Source organism: Amycolatopsis sp. lyj-109 (assembly GCF_046548995.1).
Taxonomy (GTDB): domain Bacteria; phylum Actinomycetota; class Actinomycetes; order Mycobacteriales; family Pseudonocardiaceae; genus Amycolatopsis.
Genome location: NZ_JAJPWR010000012.1, coordinates 103824 through 121366, shown reverse-complemented (window position 1 = coordinate 121366; position 17543 = coordinate 103824). Strand labels below are relative to the sequence as shown.

General features: G+C 71.5%; 13 protein-coding genes and 1 pseudogene. 7 read left to right on the top strand and 7 right to left on the bottom strand.

Going from position 1 to position 17543, the window contains the following annotated elements; all coding sequences use genetic code 11:
• Positions 1-29: 29 nt before the first annotated feature.
• Positions 30-1895 (bottom strand): molecular chaperone DnaK, encoded by a 1866-nt coding sequence (dnaK, locus tag ACLJQF_RS26295; RefSeq protein WP_410612434.1) that lies wholly within the window; start codon positions 1893-1895, stop codon positions 30-32.
• On the bottom strand, positions 1895-2404 hold the full coding sequence (locus ACLJQF_RS26290) for a general stress protein (protein ID WP_410612433.1): 510 nt from the start codon (positions 2402-2404) through the stop codon (positions 1895-1897). The genes dnaK and ACLJQF_RS26290 overlap by 1 nt, the downstream gene beginning before the upstream one ends.
• Before the next feature lie 442 nt (positions 2405-2846).
• Here ACLJQF_RS26290 and ACLJQF_RS26285 point away from each other — a divergent pair, with 442 nt between their 5' ends.
• Positions 2847-4538: a PucR family transcriptional regulator gene (locus ACLJQF_RS26285; RefSeq protein ID WP_410612432.1), complete on the top strand. Its 1692-nt coding sequence runs from the start codon at positions 2847-2849 to the stop codon at positions 4536-4538.
• Between the two features lie 108 nt (positions 4539-4646).
• Positions 4647-5369: a DUF2267 domain-containing protein gene (locus ACLJQF_RS26280; RefSeq protein ID WP_410612775.1), complete on the top strand. Its 723-nt coding sequence runs from the start codon at positions 4647-4649 to the stop codon at positions 5367-5369.
• Between the two features lie 821 nt (positions 5370-6190).
• Here ACLJQF_RS26280 and ACLJQF_RS26275 read toward each other — a convergent pair.
• A pseudogene (locus ACLJQF_RS26275) lies at positions 6191-6787 on the bottom strand (alpha-amylase family glycosyl hydrolase); the annotation flags it as partial.
• 156 nt (positions 6788-6943) lie between these two features.
• Between ACLJQF_RS26275 and ACLJQF_RS26270 the strand changes: the two are divergent.
• The gene (locus ACLJQF_RS26270; protein ID WP_410612430.1) at positions 6944-8071 is read left to right on the top strand and encodes a hypothetical protein; all 1128 of its coding nucleotides are present in this window, start codon (positions 6944-6946) and stop codon (positions 8069-8071) included.
• Between the two features lie 4 nt (positions 8072-8075).
• Here ACLJQF_RS26270 and ACLJQF_RS26265 read toward each other — a convergent pair whose 3' ends face one another.
• On the bottom strand, positions 8076-8444 hold the full coding sequence (locus ACLJQF_RS26265; protein ID WP_410612773.1) for an STAS domain-containing protein: 369 nt from the start codon (positions 8442-8444) through the stop codon (positions 8076-8078).
• A 142-nt stretch (positions 8445-8586) separates the two neighbouring features.
• On the opposite strand from ACLJQF_RS26265, the gene ACLJQF_RS26260 reads away from it, so the two are divergent.
• Entirely contained in the window at positions 8587-9600 is a 1014-nt protein-coding gene (locus ACLJQF_RS26260; RefSeq protein ID WP_410612428.1) for an AraC family transcriptional regulator, read from the top strand.
• A gap of 69 nt (positions 9601-9669) precedes the next feature.
• Here ACLJQF_RS26260 and ACLJQF_RS26255 read toward each other — a convergent pair whose 3' ends face one another.
• Both ACLJQF_RS26255 and ACLJQF_RS26250 read right to left on the bottom strand, forming a co-directional pair.
• Entirely contained in the window at positions 9670-10845 is a 1176-nt protein-coding gene (locus ACLJQF_RS26255) for a zinc-dependent alcohol dehydrogenase (protein WP_410612426.1), read from the bottom strand.
• Positions 10842-11840, bottom strand: coding sequence for an SRPBCC family protein (locus tag ACLJQF_RS26250; RefSeq protein ID WP_410612424.1), 999 nt, complete (start codon positions 11838-11840; stop codon positions 10842-10844). The genes ACLJQF_RS26255 and ACLJQF_RS26250 overlap by 4 nt, the downstream gene beginning before the upstream one ends.
• Positions 11841-12041: 201 nt before the next feature.
• On the opposite strand from ACLJQF_RS26250, the gene ACLJQF_RS26245 reads away from it, so the two are divergent.
• From ACLJQF_RS26245 to ACLJQF_RS26235, 3 genes are all read left to right on the top strand, one after another.
• Complete coding sequence (locus ACLJQF_RS26245; protein WP_410612423.1) at positions 12042-13196, top strand: glutathione-independent formaldehyde dehydrogenase; 1155 nt, start codon at positions 12042-12044, stop codon at positions 13194-13196.
• 1 nt (position 13197) lies between these two features.
• Positions 13198-13740, top strand: a complete 543-nt coding sequence (locus ACLJQF_RS26240) for a type 1 glutamine amidotransferase domain-containing protein (RefSeq protein WP_410612421.1) — start codon at positions 13198-13200, stop codon at positions 13738-13740.
• 215 nt (positions 13741-13955) lie between these two features.
• Positions 13956-14501 carry a DUF6328 family protein gene (locus ACLJQF_RS26235; protein ID WP_410612420.1) on the top strand — a complete coding sequence of 182 codons (546 nt, stop codon included), beginning with the start codon at positions 13956-13958 and terminating at the stop codon, positions 14499-14501.
• Here ACLJQF_RS26235 and ACLJQF_RS26230 read toward each other — a convergent pair.
• The gene (locus ACLJQF_RS26230; RefSeq protein WP_410612418.1) at positions 14498-17299 is read right to left on the bottom strand and encodes a helix-turn-helix transcriptional regulator; all 2802 of its coding nucleotides are present in this window, start codon (positions 17297-17299) and stop codon (positions 14498-14500) included. The genes ACLJQF_RS26235 and ACLJQF_RS26230 overlap by 4 nt on opposite strands.
• Positions 17300-17543: the final 244 nt, after the last annotated feature.

Below are 17543 nucleotides of genomic sequence, written 5' to 3'. Positions count from 1 at the left end.
GTGGATTTCCCTGTGGTGGCCATGGTTGCTCACGCCCGATCGAAGTCGGCGTCGATCACGTCGTCGTCCGCGGCCGGTTCTCGCTGCGGCGGCGGACCGCCGTCTCCGCCCGGCCTGGCCGCGCTGAGCCCGGCCAGCACCTGCTGCAGTTCCGAGGTCAGCTCGCGGACCCGGTCCAGCGGCGCGTTCGACTGGACGGCTTCGCGGGCGTCGGTGATCAGCATCTCCGCGCGCGCCTTTTCGTGCGTCGGCGTCTGCTCGGTGATCGCCTTCTCGGCCTGGTAGGCGACGCTGTCCAGCAGGTTGCGCGCCTCGACCTCCTCGCGCAGGCGCTCGTCGTCGGCGCGGTTGCGCTCGGCTTCGCTCACCATCCGTTCGATCTCGGACTTGTCGAGGTTCGAGCTCTCGGTGATCGTGATGCCCTGCTCGGCACCGGTGTCCTTGTCGCGGGCGGTGACGTTGACGATGCCGTTCGCGTCGACGTCGAACGTCACCTCGACCTGCGGCTCGCCGCGCGGCGCCGGCCGGATGTCCTTGAGCTGGAACCGCCCGAGCACCCGGTTGTCGGCCGCGCGCTCGCGCTCGCCCTGCAGCACCACGATGTCGACCGCGGGCTGGTTGTCCTCCGCGGTGGAGAACACCTCCGTGCGCCGCGCCGGGATCGTCGTGTTCCGTTCGATGATCTTCGTCATCACGCCGCCGCGGGTCTCCACGCCCAGGGACAGCGGGGTGACGTCGAGCAGCAGGACGTCCTTGACCTCGCCCTTGAGCACCCCGGCCTGCACGGCGGCGCCGAGCGCGACGACCTCGTCCGGGTTGACGCTCATGTTCGGGTCCTTGCCGCCGGTGAGCCGGCGGACCAGGCTCTGCACGGCGGGGATCCGGGTCGAACCGCCGACGAGGATGACCTCGTCGATGTCGTTCGCGCTCACCTTCGCGTCGGACATCGCCTGCTGCACCGGCCCGAGGCAGCGCTCCACCAGGTCGGCGGTGATCTGCTCGAACTCCGACCGCCGGATTGTTGCGGTCAGGTGCTTCGGCCCGCTCCCGTCGGCGGTGATGAACGGCAGGTTGACACTCGTCTGGGCGACCGACGACAGTTCGACCTTGGCCTTCTCCGCCGCCTCGAACAGCCGCTGCAGCGCCTGCGCGTCCTGCCGCAGGTCGATGCCGTTGTCCGCGGCGAACTTGTCGGCGAGGAAGTCCACGAGCCGGCGGTCGAAGTCGTCGCCGCCGAGGTGGCTGTCGCCCGCGGTGGAGCGCACCTCGACCACGCCGTCGCCGACGTCGAGCAGGCTCACGTCGAACGTGCCGCCGCCGAGGTCGAAGACCAGCACGGTCTCCTGCTGCTGGGAGTCGAGCCCGTAGGCCAGCGCGGCCGCGGTCGGCTCGTTGATGATCCGCAGGACGTTCAGCCCGGCGATCTTCCCGGCGTCCTTGGTCGCCTGCCGCTGCGCGTCGTTGAAGTACGCGGGCACGGTGATCACGGCCTCGGTCACCCGCTCACCGAGGTGCTTGCCCGCGTCGTCGGCCAGCTTGCGCAGCACCTGCGCGCTGATCTCCTCCGGCGAGTAGAGCTTGCCGCGGATGTCGAAGCGGACGACGCCGCCCTCTCCCTCGACGACGTCGAACCCGACCGCCTTGGCCTCGTCGGACACCTCGTCGAACTTGCGGCCGATGAACCGCTTCGCCGAGTAGATGGTGCCCTTCGGGTTGAGGATCGCCTGCCGGCGGGCGAGCTGCCCGACCAGCCGTTCGCCGCTTTCGGTGAACCCGACGACCGACGGGGTCGTCCGGGCACCCTCCGTGTTCGGGATGACCCGCGGTTCACCCCCTTCCCAGACGGCGATCACCGAGTTGGTGGTGCCGAGGTCGATCCCGACCGCCTTCGCCATCACGCACCCCCGGACTCGGCGGGCAGCTTGGCCAGCAGCGCCCGGGCCTCATCGGCGACTTCGGCGTCGGCGACGACCTCGTAGCGGGTGGGCGTCATCGCGCGGACCGACGCGAAGTCACGGCGGCCCCGCTGCAGCGCGTGCGCCACCAGCCCGAAGATCGCCCCGACGATCGCGCCGAAGACGAGCCCGTAGAGCGCGAGCGTCAGCGTGGCGAGGACCGGGGTGAACCAGTTGAACAAGGCGAACAGCCAGCCGATCAGGAGCCCGGTCAGCGCGCCGGAGCCGGCCCCGCGCAGGGCGGCACCGCCGAGGTCGAGCCGGCCGATGACCTGCTCGACCAGCTGCACGTCGCGGCCGATGATGGCCGTCCGCTGCACGGGGAACCCCTGATCGGACAGGTAATCGACGGCACGCTCCGCGTCGCGGTAGTCGTCGTACGAAGCGATGGGGACACGATCGGTGGCATGGCGTGGGGCAGGCGCGGTGGCGCCCGGCTGTGCGGTCATGGTTCGCCTCCTCAGACGTTCGTGTGTTCTTCGGCCCGAACTCGGACGGGCGCATCGGTGAGCTGTCGCCGCTGGTCGCGGCTCCTCATTTCGGGCTCCGGGGTTTGCCCGTCCCGGCCACGGGGATCCGAGACATCAGGACGCCGCGCTCGAAGCCGTCCGACCGGCGGGAGGTGTCCAAATTGTCCCCGAGGAGCACTGTCATGGTCTGGTCCCGATCCGGGACGGATCGTCCTGCCGGGAGTGTCCGATCCGAACCGGCTCTGCGTTTTCTCTGGTGGGCAAGCTTTCCCGCCTGTCCGATGCGTCCTACGTTGGCGAATACGCCCGGCATCTCGCGTGAGCCCGGCAGGACGAATTTCCGGGAACCGCGTCGACCCGGCAGAACGAATTTCGAGGGCGTAGCGTACAAACCGCCAGGTCCACGGCGAGGAGGCCGTAAATGAGGTCCGGGAACGAGGGGTTCACGCGAGTCCGGGACGCCACATCGGACAGCCAGTGGCGTGCCCAGCTGTCGGATCTCCACGGCCTCTTCGCCGTTTCGATGATGATGTTCGACGGCCGCGAAGCCGCCGGCATCCTGCGGCTCGCCGCCACCTCGGTGCCGACGCTGAGCGGCTGCGTGACCGAGGCCGCGTACCTCGTCGACCATGCCGGCACGAGGACTCTGCAGGACGGCGCGCGAGAGGTCCATCCCGACCTCGGCGCGGAGGTCGGCGGGCTGGCCGGGCACAGCGGGCGGATCGAGCTGGCCGACGGCCGATGGCGCTGGTGCTACGCGCTGGACGGGCCGGGCGGGCTGACGGGGCACCTCGTGATCGGGGCCGAACACCCCCCGCCGGGAGACGAACTCTTCCTGCTCGGCTCACTCGGCCGGCAGACCGCGGCGGCGTTGACCAACTCCGCGCTGCTCGGACGGGAGCGGCGGCAGTCGGTGGCGCTGCAGGCGGTCAACGACCGGCTGTCCGCGTCGGTCGCGCAGCTCGAGCAGCAGACTCAGGTGCATGAGACGCTGTCCACCATCTCGGCTTCCGGCGCCGGTGAGCCGGGTATCGCCGACGCGCTGCACCAGCTGACCGGACTGCCGGTGGCGATCGAGGACCGCTTCGGCAACCTGCGCGCGTGGGGTGGCCCCGGCCGCCCGGACCCGTACCCGAAGATCGGCGTCCGCCGGCGGGAGGAACTGCTGCGGCGAGCCGCGACGCTGAACTGCCCGATCCGCGTGAAGGACCGGCTGATCTGCCTGGTGCGGCCGCGGCACGAGGTGCTCGGCGTGCTCGCCCTGGTCGACCCGGGGCGGACTGCCGGCGCGTATGAGGTGTTCGCGCTGGAGTACGGCTCGACCGTGCTGGCGCTGGAACTCTCGCACCGGCGCAGCCTGGCCGAGGTCGAGCTGCGGCTGCGCCGCGACCTCGTGGACGACCTCATCACCGGCACCGACGACGGAAGCGCGTACGCCCGGGCCGAGGCGATCGGGCACGATCTGCGGCGCCCGCACCACGTGGTCGTCCTGCGGTGGTCCGGCGACCTCGCCGAGGACGTGGTCGCCGAGGCCACGGGGCGGGCCATGACGGCGCTGGGGTTCACCTCGCTCATGTCACGCCACGCCGGGGCGGTCGTGCTGCTGGTCGACGGCCGGCCGGACGGCGCGGCGCTGCACGATTCCCTGTCGGAACGACTCGGCGCGGAGGGATCGATCGGCATCAGTGGCCCGTGCGAGACCCCCGGCCGGTTTCCCAAGTCCTACGCGGAAGCGGTGCGGGCCATCGACATCCGGCGCACCTCACGCACCCCGAACGGCGCGACGACGTTCGACCAGCTCGGTGTCTACCGCATTCTCGATACCGGGCAGAACCACGGCGACGTCCTGGAGTTCGTCCGAGAGTGGCTCGGGAAGCTGCTCGATTACGACAGCGGGCACAACGCCGAGCTGGTCGTGACGCTCACGCAGTACCTCGAGTGCGGCGGCAGCTACGGCGACACCGCCGCCGCGCTCCTGATCCACCGGAGCACGCTGCGTTACCGGCTGGGCCGGATCCGGGAGATCACAGAGCTGGACCTCAACGACGTCAACAGCAGGCTGAACCTGCACCTCGCCACCCGGCTGTGGCAGGTGCAGCGCGGATCGGAGTGACGAAAGAGGCCGTTGGGACGCTGGTCGGAAACCACCCCGCGGGCACGGACGTGTGATCGGCCCCTCGGCGGGTACGCGACCCCGAAAGCACGTGGGAAGGAGTCTGCCGTGGTACAGCACGAGAAGTGGCTGACCGCCGTCGAAGACCTCGCCGAGCTGGCCGACCCGGCTGAAGCGAGGGCCGTGCTCGGCGCGGTCGTGGCCGCGCTCGCCCGGTGCCTGCCGGACGCCGGCCGCGAGTGGCTGGCCGACCGGCTGCCCAGCCCCGAGGCCGGACCGGCGCGCGATCCCGGGCCGGCGAACCTGAAGTCGGGCACCGACGTCGAAGCCGCGGTGGCCCGGAGGCTGCGGACCACACCCGAGCGGGGCCGCTACCTGACGCAGGCCGTACTGGCCGGGCTCACCCGGACCGATCCCGGACTGGCCGAGGAGCTCCGCGGACGCCTCCCGCGGGCCGTCGTCGAGACGCTCGCCCCCGCGGGCGAGTCGCCCCGCGACGCCGCGAGCCATCGGCCGGGGGTCCCGACGCGGCTGTCGGACGAGGAGGTGGCCCGCGGCCTGCGGCACCTGACCGGGTGGTCCGGGGACCGCCACGGGATCGAGCGCACGGTGCAGCTGCCCGCCGACCGGATCACGCCGCTGGTCGAGCGCGTCCAGCGGGAGACGCGGGCGATGAACGACCACGCCCACGTCGAGCGGGCCGACGACGGTGAGGTGACGTTCCGGCTGCGCACCGGTCGCGAGGGGATCGTCACCGAACCGGACCTGCGGCTGGCCGAGCGGATCGACGAAGCCGTCGTCGCGGTGGGGTCCGGCGGACGACCCGGTTGAGCGCGGCCGCAGCGGATACCCGGAGGCCATGGAAGACTCCGGCGACTCCGAGAACTGGTGGCGCGACGCCGTCGTTTACGAGGTCTACCCCCGCAGCTTCGGCGACGCGAACGGCGACGGCACCGGGGATCTCGCGGGCCTGCGCGCGCGGCTCGGCTATCTGGCCGACCTGGGTCGTACCCGAACGGGCCGCCTTCGACGAGCGGGGCGACCAGCTGCCCGGCCGGCGCGCGGGAGAACCCGCTGTTGGGCCCGTCGGACCACTGCATCGGCGTGCGGATCGCGGTGCGCTCGGGCAGGGCCAGGTCTTCGCCCATGCCGATCTCGTCGCCGTACCGCAGCACGGGGCTGCCCGGCATGGTGAGCAACAGGCTGTAGGCCAGCTCCAGACGCCGCCGGTCGCCGTCCAGCATGCAGGCCAGCCGGCGCCGGATGCCGCGATCGTAGAGCTGCATGTGGGGCTCGGGGCCGAACCGGCCGAGCACGTCGCCGCGTTCTTCCGGGGACAGTCCGCTGAGGTCGACCTCGTCGTGGTTGCGCAGGAAGGTCGCCCACTGGGCCTGGCCCGGCAGCCGGGGCGAGCGCCGCAGCCGCTCCCGGACGGGCTCGGCGTCGTCGCGGGCCAGCCCGAGCATCAGGGCCTGGTTGAGCCTGAAGTCGAAGAGCATCGTCGCGCGGCTGGCCTCGTCGTCCGCGGTGCCGAAGTACTCGAGCAGCTCGTCCTCGGGCACGTTCGCCTCGGCGAGCAGAATGGCGTCCCCGCGTTGCCAGGAAGCGGTTTCCCGCAGCCGCCGCAGGAGGCCGAAGTCCCGCCGCCCGCGCGACTCGATGAGGAATGGGGCGGCGTCGATCCGGAAGCCCGCGACGCCGAGCCGCAGCCAGAAGGTGACGATCTTGGCCAGCTCGGCCTGCACCGCCGGGTGTTCGACGTCGAGTTCGGGCTGGAAGCGGTAGAACCGGTGCCGGTACCAGCGGCCGACGGTCTCGGCGTAGGTCCAGGTCTCCTCTTCGGACCCGGGGAACACGCCGCCGTCCCACCGGTCGGCCGGTTCGTGGTCGGCCCACACGTACCAGTCGTGGTGCGGCGCCTCCCGGCCGGAGAGAGCCGACAGGAACCACGGGTGCTCGTCGCTGGTGTGGTTGACAACCAGGTCCAGCACGATCCGGATGCCGACCTCGTCGGCCTGGCTCACGAGTTCGGCGAAGTCTCCGAGCGTGCCGAAGCGCGGGTCGATGCCGTAGTAGTCGGTGATGTCGTAGCCGCCGTCGCGACGCGGCGAGGGATGGCACGGGTTGAGCCAGATCGTGTCCACGCCGAGCCGGCCGAGGTAGTCCAGCCGGTCGGCGAGACCGCACAGGTCACCGACACCGTCGTCGTCGGAGTCCTGAAAGGTCTCGATGTCGAGGGAGTAGATCACTCCGTTGCGATACCACCGATCCACGATGCGGCGGCTACCCGCGGATCCCCGGGTCAAACTCGGTCGTGCGCCCGCCCGGCGGCGCTGTGCGTGGTTTGCGGATGGTCGGCCCGGGAACCCGGAGCTGCTCGGCTCCGAGATCGGGAAAGGGTGGGCATGACCGCTCAGCGTGCGTCGGAGGCTCTGGTGGTGGGCCTGCTGACCGATGACGGGTTGCCCGGGAAACTCGCCGGGAGGATCGCGGACGGGCTGCCCGCCCGCCTGGCCCGCGACCTCGGCGAGGAGACGTCCTGGCGCGTCGAGCACGAGACGCAGGCCCTTCCGCTGAACGAGGAGGGTGACATCCCCATGCTGGCCCTGGCGGAGGAGCGGCGGGCCGAACACGGCTGGGACCTGCTCGTGCTGATCACCGACCTCCCGCGGCGATCCGGCACGGCGCCGATCGCGTCGGACTACAACGCCGACCACGGCGTGGCGATGGTGTCCCTGCCCGCGCTCGGTGCCCTCCGGCTGCGGGGCCGGGCGTCCCGGCTGGTCATCCACCTGGTCCGGCACCTCGTGGCCCACCGCTCGGCGAAGGAGGCCGATCCGCCGCAGGGGATCCTCGACCGGCTCCGGGAGCTGGTGACGCCGACGCGGCACATCCGCGGCCGCGGCGCCGCCGACGAGCACCTGGCCCTGGTGGGCGTGCGCGGCCGCCTGCGGCTGCTCGCCGGGATGATCCGGGACAACCGCCCGTGGCGGCTGGTGCCCAACCTCGCCGGGGCCACCGCGGCCGCGGCGGCCACCGCCGCCTACGGCATCATCACAACCTCGTTCTGGAAGCTCGCGGATGCGCTGCCCACGCTGCGGCTGGCCGGGATCACGGTGCTGGCGATCGTGGTCATGGCGGGCTGGCTGATGGTGCACAACCACCTGTGGGACTCACCGTCCGGCCACCTCGACCGGCGGAAAGCCCTGCTGTACAACACCTCCACCGCGCTGACGCTCTCGATCGGCGTCGCTTGCATGTACGCCATTCTCTTCGTGCTGTCGTTGCTGGCGTCGATCGTGCTGATCGAGGGGACGTACTTCGGGCAGGTTCTCGGCCATCCGGCCGGGCCGGCTTCGTACCTCAAGCTGGTGTGGCTCGCGACCTCCGTGGGCATCGTCGCCGGGGCGGTGGGTTCGAGCGTCGAAGACGAGGAACGGGTCCGCCGGGCGACCTACAGCCGTCGCGAGCAGGAGCGCCAGCAGCGCAACCGCGAACGCGCCGAGGAAGCCGGAAGCCGCGGTGACGACTGAGCGGTCACCGGGCTTTGAGCGCTTCGCCGACCGTGCCGTGCAGGCTGAACAGGGACCGCACGCCCGCCACAGTCAAGGACGAGCCGACGGCCTGTTCCGAGCCGACCAGCCGCAGTGCGACGTCGACGCGGCGGAGCTCCGTCGCGATCTGCACGACGATCTGGAGGGCCACCGGACCGAAGGTGGCCGGTTCGGTCAGGTCGAGGATCAGCAGGTCGAGGGCGTGCGCTCGCTGCCCGTCGATGACGGCCATCAGCTCGATCCCGGTCCGCGCGTGGAACGGACCCCGAGGACGCAGCAGCCGGGCTCCCGGCCGCAGGTGATCCAACGGCTCGACCAGCACGGACTGCGTCACCGCCGGGCCCTGGTCCATCACCTGCACGTCTCTCCCCGCGGTAGCTGCCCTGGCCGCTCCATTGAAGGGCTCGGCGCCGCTCCGGAACAGCCGATTCACGCGGCACCCTGTCCGTTGCCCGCGTTGGCGAGAGCGTGACGAGACGATTACTGTTCGGCTTGTGACGGGCTTGCCTCAGACGGAGCTGCTGCCCGGGCATCCGGTCGCTCGCGCAAGGGACGTCGACGAAGCGCACGAAGCGGTGACCCGGACGTACCTGCCTCATCGGATCGACGTGCTGGACCGGGCGACCGGCTTCGACATGCGGCTCAACGCGGTCCGGGTGGGCGCGGTGACCGCGGGCTACCTGCGCTACGCGAGCGCGGTCCGGCTCGGCACGGTCGACGCCGGCAACTACCACGTCAACATCCCGGTCACCGGACGGTGCGAGCAGCGCTGTGGCTCGGGGGACCCGGTGTTCGCCGGACCCGGACGGGCCGCCGTGTTCGTGCCGGGTTACCCGGCCGAACTGCGGTGGGGAGCCGGGTGCGCCCAGCTCTGCCTCATGATCGACCGGCACGAGCTGGACCTGGAGTTGCAGCGCCAGCTCGGGCGGCCGCTGGGCGAGCCGCTGCGCTTCACCACCACGATGGACTTGGCCACCCCGGCGGCGCGGTCGTGGCTCGACGTGCTGGCCCTGCTGGAGCGTGAGGCGGGCCGGGCGGCCGGGATCACGCGCCACCCCTCGGCCGCCGCGCACCTGCAGAGCCTGCTGATCGCCGGTCTGCTGCTGGCCCAGCCGAACAACTACAGCGGCCGGCTGCACGCGCCGGCGGCGCCGGTCCCGCCCCGGGCGTTGCGCCGGGCCGTCGAGGTGATCGAAGACGAGCCGGGTCTGCCGTGGACTTCGAGCACCCTGGCCCGCGAGGTCTCGGTCAGCGTCCGAGCCTTGCAGGAAGGGTTCCAGCGCTGGTTCGGCCTGCCGCCGATGGCCTACCTGCGGGATGTCCGCCTGACCCGGGTGCACGACGAACTTGCGGTGGCCGACCCCGGCGGCACGACGATCGCCGCGGTCGCCGCGCGCTGGGGCTTCCTGCACGCCGGCCGGTTCTCGACGGCCTACCGCCGCAAGTTCGGCGTCCTGCCCTCGGAGACCCTGCACGGCCGTCCGCCGAGAAAGGGGACGGACGGCTGAGGGGCAGGGGTAGCCGCGACGCGGCCGGATCCGGCCACCGTGCTCCCCGGTGGCCGGATGCGGGTGCCGTCAGGGTTTGAGGACGACCTTTTCGCAGTGGTCCTGCTTGTTCTTGAACAGCTCGAAGCCGCGTTCGGCCTCCTCCAGCGGCAGGGTGTGGGTGATGATGCGGGTCGGGTCGAGCTCGCCGCGTTCGATGCGCTGCAGCAGCGGTTTCATGTAACGCTGCACGTGGCATTGCCCGGTTCGCAGGGTCAGTGACCGGTTCATCCACGCGCCGGCGGGGAATTTGTCGAGCAGGCCGCCGTAGACGCCGATCACCGAAACCACGCCGCCGCTGCGGCAGGAGATGATCGCCTGGCGCAGCGCGTGCGGGCGCTCGGTCTCCGAGCGCACGGCCTGCTTGATCCGGTCGTAGGCGGCGAGGTGCGCGCTGCCGTGGGTGGCTTCCATCCCGACCGCGTCGATGCACTTGTCGGGTCCGCGGCCGCCGGTCAGCTCCAGCAGCCGCGACCGGACGTCGACCTCGTCGAAGTTGACCGGGATGTGGCCTGCCTGTTCCGCCAGCTGCAGCCGGTAGGGCTCCTTGTCGATGGCGATGACCTTCGCCGCACCCAGCAGCCGTGCGCTGTCCATGGCGAACTGGCCGACCGGGCCGGCGCCCCAGACCGCGACGACGTCGCTGGAGCGGATGTCGCACATTTCGGCGCCCATATAGCCGGTGGGCAGGATGTCGGAGAGGAACAGCACCTGTTCGTCGGTCAGGTCCGACTCGATCTTGATCGGCCCGACGTCGGCGAACGGCACCCGCGCGTACTGGGCCTGGCCGCCTGCGAAGCCGCCGGTGAGGTGGGAGTAGCCGAAGATCCCGGCGACCGGGTGGCCGAACATCTTCTCCGCGATCCCGGCGTTGGGATTGGAGTTCTCGCAGCAGGAGTACAGTTCCGCGGCGCAGGCGGCGCACGCCCCGCAGGCGATCGGGAACGGCACGACGACCCGGTCTCCGACGCGCAGCTTGTCCCGGTCGACGCCCCGGCCGACCTCGACCACTTCGCCCATGAACTCGTGACCGAGGACGTCGCCGTCCTGCATGGTGGGGATGTACCCGTCGACCAGGTGCAGGTCCGAGCCGCAGATCGCGGTGGAGGTGATCCGGACGATGGCGTCGCGGTGGTTGAGGATCTTGGGGTCGGGGACGTCGCGGACTTCGACCTTGTTGCGGCCCGCCCAGGTGGTGGCCCTCATGCGTCCGCTCCCTTCTCCAGTTCGGCATCCGACAGCGGTTGTGCCGGACGTTGGGGGAATTCCTTGCGGGCCCGCTTGCCCCACGGGGCGCCGTCGGAGCGGACGACTTCGCCGGTCTCCAGGACCTGCTTGAGCCGGCGCAGGTCGTCGTCGAGCTGCTGGTGCGGCTCCTCGCCGAAGTACTTGGCGACCGCCTTGCCGAGCGCGCCGCCGGGGATCTCGTACGCCAGGACGACGTGCACCTCGGTGCTCTCCCCGTCGGGGGCAGGCGTGAACCAGACGGTGCCGGCGTTCGGTACGGCGGCTTCCCCGGTCGAGCGCCACGCGATCCGCTCGCCCGGCGTCTCTTCGGTGATTTCCGCGTCCCACTCGACGTCCTTGCCGAACGGGGCGCCGGCGGCCCAGTGACTGGTCCGGTCGCCGGTGACGCGGACCTGCTCGAGGTGTGCCATGAACGCCGGAAGGTTCTCCAGATCGCGCCAGAACGCGAAGACCTCCGGCGGTGACTTGCGGATGGTGGTCGTTGCTGTCAGATCCACGGACTCTCCTTTGCGTGCGCTCCGCGCCGCTCGCGCGGAGTCGGTGTGTTCCGCGCGAGTGGCCCGCACGGCGGTCAGCAGGTCCAGCGCGGTGATCCCGGCGATGGCACCGGTGACACCGGCGAGCCGTCGCCTGCGGCGCCCACTGCGGTGCGCGAGAGCGATGCCGAGCGCGGTCAGGTCCATCGCGTCGCCCGCGACCCGGGTCCACGCCCAGACGCCCTTCCGCCGGCCGGTCAGGAGCCCGGCCGCGTGGACCAGCTCCCGCACGCCGACGACCGGCACCACCGCCCGCGACTTCGCGGAGTCGTCCACGCCGCTGATCCGGCGCACGGTGTGCGGGGCGGCCAGTTGTGCCACGCCCAGGCCCAAGCTCAACCAGCCCAGCCGCCGGCCCTGCCGCTGCACCTCCTCCTGCTTTGTTCGTTCTCCTGTCGGGCTCACCGAGCGCGTCATGGTCAGCCTCCGTATCCGATTGCGCCCTGCCGGACGACCCGGTGTGCCACGCCCCGGGACGGTCTGATCCGGGCGGCTACCCCTCGGCGATCCGGCTAACCCACCGGCCCCGTTCGAACGGTGGCGGCCGGTCGTGGTTTAGCGGGATCCCCGGCGGACATCCGGCTCCGCAGGAAGTTCCGCCACGACAAGGAGGACGTTGTGAAAGCAGTGGTGTACGAAGGGCCGCGGAAGGTCAGTGTCAAGGACGTGCCGGACGCGAAGATCGAGCGGCCGACCGACGTCCTGGTGCGGATCACGTCGGCGAACATCTGCGGCTCGGACCTGCACATGTACGAGGGCCGGACCGACTTCGAGCAGGGCCGCTGGTTCGGGCACGAGAACATGGGCCAGGTGGTCGAGGTCGGCTCCGGGATCGACAAGGTACAGGTGGGCGACTGGGTCGTCATGCCGTTCAACATCGCTTGCGGGCATTGCAAGAACTGCGAGCGCCAGCTGACGAACTACTGCCTGACCGCCCAGCCCGAGCCGAAGATGGCCGGTGCCGCGTACGGTTTCGCCGACATGGGTCCGTACGCCGGGGGACAGGCCGAGCTGTTGCGTGTGCCCTGGGGTGACTTCAACTGCCTGCGGCTGGGCGAGGACGCCGAGCAGCGGCAGACCGACTACGTAATGCTCGCCGACATCTTCCCGACCGGTTACCACGCTACCGAGATGGCCGGCGTGCAGCCGGGCGACCAGACGGTCATCTACGGCGCGGGCCCGGTGGGGCTGATGGCGGCCCTTTCGGCGACCATCCGGGGGGCGAGCAAGGTGATGGTCGTCGACCGGCACACCGACCGGTTGCGGCTGGCGGAGTCGATCGGCGCGATCGCGATCGACGACTCGAAGGTCGACCCGGTGCAGGCCGTGCTGGACGAGACGATGGGGCTGGGCGCCGACAACGGCTGCGAGTGTGTCGGCTACCAGGCGCACGAGCCCGACGGCCGGGAGCGGGCCAATCTGACGATGAACCGGCTGGTCGCCTCGGTGCGGTTCACCGGGAAGATCGGCAACGTCGGTGTCTTCGTGCCCCAGGATCCCGGGGCCGAGGACGAGCTGGCCAAGCAGGGCAAACTCGTCTTCGACTACGGCATGTTCTGGTTCAAGGGCCAGCACGTCGGCAGCGGCCAGGCGCCGGTCAAGAAGTACAACCGGCAGCTGCGCGACCTGATCGCCGCGGGCAAGGCCGAGCCGTCGTTCATCGTCAGCCACGAGCTGCCCCTCGACCGTGCACCGGAGGCCTACGAGCACTTCGACAAGCGGGACAACGGCTGGACGAAGGTCGTTCTGCACCCGGCGATGGCGGGTGCCTGACATGACCGGAGAGCTGAACGGACGCCGGATCGCCATCCTCGCGGCCGACGGAGTGGAGCGAGTCGAGCTGGAACAGCCGCGGCAAGCGCTGGACGACGCCGGTGCCCGCACCGCCGTGGTCTCCATCGCCGGCGGCGAAATCCAGGCGCGCGACCACGATCTCGAAGACGCCGGCACCTTCCCGGTGGACCACCTGGTCGGCGACGTGTCGGTCGACGACTACGAGGCGCTGCTCCTGCCGGGCGGGACGGTGAACCCGGACAAGTTGCGGATGGAACCCGCGGCGGTGCAGTTCGTCCGGGACTTCGTCCAGTCGGGCAAGCCGGTCGCGTCGATCTGCCACGGCCCGTGGAACTTCGTCGAGGCCGACGTCGCGCGGGGCCGCCGGCTGACTTCGTGGCCCAGCATCCGCACGGACCTGCGCAACGCGGGGGCCGAGGTGGTCGACGAGCCGGTCGTCACCGACGGCAACATCACGACGAGCCGATCACCCGACGACCTGCCGGCCTTCTGCGAACGCATCGTGCAGCAGTTCGCCTCGTAGACCGCGGACGACGCGCTGAAGCCGGCTCCTCCTTGCCGGAGGAGGCGCCGGGAGGCTCAGTGCGGGCCGCCCCATCGATGAATTGGCGTAGGTGCCGGGTCCGAAGCGTAGGGGTGGCAACCCGGCTTCCTGCCGCGCCGGACCCGGCGGCCCAGTCTTCCCGCATACTTTGATCGACCGATGTCTTGATCCGTGGTTCGCGGGACCGTGGCCGTATGACGGTGAACGAGATCGACAAGACCTCAGCGGACTGGCCGGCCGGGCCCCCGGATGCTCACGACCAGTGGAACTTCTCGGTGCGCCGGGAAACGCCGACGCAGCGCCTGGACCGCAACTACGCCGAGATCCTGCAGGAAGTGCGGGTGGCGCAGACCGGGGTGCAGCTGCTGCTGGCCTTCCTGCTCACCGTCGCCTTCACCCCGCGCTTCGCGACGCTGACCGAGTTCGAGCGGCGCGTCTACGTGGCCGCGCTGGTGCTCGGGGCCGCCGCCACGGCGCTGCTGATCGCGCCGGCCGCCTTTCACCGGCTCGTCTACCAACGGCGGCTCAAGCGGCAGCTGGTGCTCGCGTCCAGCCGGTTCGCGTTGTGCGGACTGACCCTGCTGATGCTGTCCATCGGCTCGGCGCTGCTGCTGATCCTCAGCGTCACCCTCGGACCCGCGCTCGCCGCGTGGTTCACCGCCGGCGCGCTGGGCTGGTTCGCGCTGTGGTGGTTCGTCGTTCCGATGTGGACTCGGATGCGCAACTCCGGAGACCGCTAGCCCGACGCCGAGTTTCGGGTCGCTTCGCGGGCGATGTCGATGCGCGAATGCGCTCCGAGCTTGGCCAGGATGTGCGAGACGTGCGTGGCCACCGTGCGCGGCGAAAGGAACAACCGCGTCGCGATCTGCGGATTCGACAACCCTTCGACCACGAGGCCGGCGATCTTGGTTTCCGTCGGGGTGAGGCTTTCCCAGCCGTGTGTGGCCTGGCGGTGCTTCACCGTCGGGCCACGCCGGATGCCGAACCCCCGGAACCGGGCCCGCAGCCGGGCCACGTCCCAGTGCGCGCCCAGGCTTTCGTACAGGTCCAGCGCGCGGGTGAACGCGGCCCGGGCCGAACCGCGGTCGCCGGCTTCGGCGAACGCGATTGCGGCGGCTTCCAGCGCCTTGGCGCGGGGGAGGGGACGGCCCGCGTCGCGGTAACCGTCCGCGGCGCCCAGCAACGTCGTCGCGTCCCGCTCGGTCATCCCCTCGCAGTAGCGGCCCAGCGCCCGGCGGTGCGGGACGCCCGCCCCGGCCGTGAGCGTACGGACCCGGGCGCCGATTTCGGTCGCGGTGGCGGTGTCACCGAGTTCCACGGCCAGCCGGACGGCGTCACCGAGCAGTCCTTCGCCTTCGTCTTCGCCCGTGAGCGCGGCGTTCAACGTGGCGAGCGCCCGCTCCGGCTCGCCCGCCTGCTCGAAGGCGAGGCTGCGCGCCAGGACCAGTGATTCCACGACCCGGCCGCCGATCCGGTCCGCGCACGGTGCCGCCGCGTCCAGATGTCCCTGTGCCGCCGCCGTTTCGCCGCGGTGGAAGCCGATGATCGCGGCCACGCCGTGGTCGCAGCACGCCACGCTCGGATCCTTGAGCTCGTCCGGGACGACGTCCGCCTCCGCCACGGCGTCGTCCCACCGCCCGCTGCCCAGCAGCAGCTGCCCGAGCGCGCTCTGGGCCTGGGTCAGCCGCACCACGCTGCCCGCGCGGTCCGCCAGTTCGCGGGCCCGCCCGGCGGCGGCGAGCGCGTCGGGGTAGCGGTCGAGTGCGCCGAAGGTGACGGCCTGGTTGATGCGCAGCAGCAAGCCGAGGTCGGCGAGCGTGGGATCGTCCGACGCGGTGGCCATCGCGCGCTCGAACAGCGGCAGCGCCGCGGTCCACTCGCCGCGCATCATCGCCACCAGGCTCAGCACGTGCAGGGCCCACCCGGTCGCCCAGTGGTCGTCGCCGGCTTCGGCCAGCGCGGCAGTGGCGACCCGGGCGGCGGTGTCGACTTCGCCGAGGTCGCGGTGCGTCCGGGCGGTGAGCACGAGCAGCCGGGCCCGATGCCGGGCAGGCAGGCCCGGTACGGCCTGGCTCAGCGCGGCGAGGGATTCGGCGGAGCGGCCGGTCATCCCACGGCACTGCGCCACCGTCGTGTGCAGGTCGACGAGCAGATCCGGGCCGGCGGTCCGGGGCAGGGCGCGGACGGCGACCCGCTCGGCTTCGGCGAAGTCGCCGACCCGGTAGAGCGCCTCGGCCAGCCGGCAGCTCAGCGCCCCGGCCGTCGCGTCGCCGTCCCGTACCGCGCGGCGAAGGAGCGTGACCGCGACCTCGGGTGCCTGGCCGATCAGCGGGGTGGCGGCGCCGAGCAGCCAGTCCACGACCCAGTGCGGGACCGGTTCGCCGGTGTCTTCGCCGGACACCGTGGGCAGCAGCTGCCGGGCGACCCGCTCGACCGGGGCACCGGCGTCGGCCAGCGCCCGGGCGGTGGCCCGGTGCCAGACGACCCGGACCCCCGCGGGCAGCTCGTCGTACAGGGCCTGGCGGATCAGGGGGTGCCGGAACGCGAGGTCGTCGCCGGCCGCGACCAGGACGCCGGCGGCTCGTGCTTCGTCGAGGGCGGCGAGGAGAACGACCAGTTCGGCTTCGGCCACGATCGTCAGGTCTGCGACCGAGAAGCCGACGCCGAGCAACGCGGCCGCCCGCAGCACGGCCCGCGTCGGCTCCGACAGGAAGCCGAGCCGGTCGGCGATCGCTTCCGGCAGCGAGTCGGGGGTGGGCCCGCCGGTCAGCTCCACGATCCCCGCGTCGTCAACGGTCAGGCACGCGCCCCGGGTCAGTGCCTCGAGCAATTCGGTGAGGTACAAGGGGTTTCCCGCGGCACCGTCGGCCAGTCGCTCCAGCCGGCCGCCCGGCTTGCCGCCGGCCAGCTTCGCCACCAGCTCGAGCGCCGCCGGTTCGGTGAGCCGGCCGACGCGCAGCCGTTCGGCGGGCGCGACGATCCGCCGCAGCGCGCGCAGGTCGTCGCGGCGGGGCACCGGGCGCAGCACGCCGATCAGGAGCAGGGGCAGCTGCCGGACCGAGCGGGCGAGCCTGCCCCACACCGCCACGGTCGCGCGGTCGGCCCACTGCAGCTCGTCGACCACCAGCACCACCGGGCCGCTCTGGCACAGCTCGTCGACCAGGGCCAGCAGCTGCTCGGCGGCCGCCGCGGCGAGATCCGCCACCTTGCCCCGCCCGGCGTCGCCGCGCAGCAACCCGGCGATGGCGCCACGTCGGGGATCCGGCGCGGAACCGGTGATCCGCAGTGCGTCCAGCAGGGGGAGCAGGGGCAGCGCCTGACCCAGTTCGTCGCCGGCGCCCCGGAAGACCTGGCAGCCGGACCGGGCGGCGGCCGCGCAGGCGGCCTGGACGAGGGCGGACTTGCCGATGCCCGGCTCGCCGTCCACCAGGACCGCCCGCCCGCGGCCGGCGGTCACGTCGTGCACCCAGCTCGCCAGCCGGGACAGCTCACCGTCCCGGCCGATCAGGAGGTCGACACCGTCCGTGAGCGGTTGCACACAGTCGATAATAGAAGAAGAACAGTTGCTGAACAAGAGGTGTATTCGACATGGCGGTGTGACTTTTCGGAAACCCGTTATTCCGATTCCGGAAATAAGCGGTTCGGTCGTTGTTCGAAAACCGGCCCGGGTGTGATATAGCCGCCTGGCGTTGGCGGGACCTTAACCGTCCGTTGGTCGCCGGTTGTGTCGGACCTGGGAGCGTGCGCCTGGCACGGAAGGCAGTTTCGCCCCGTTTGACCAC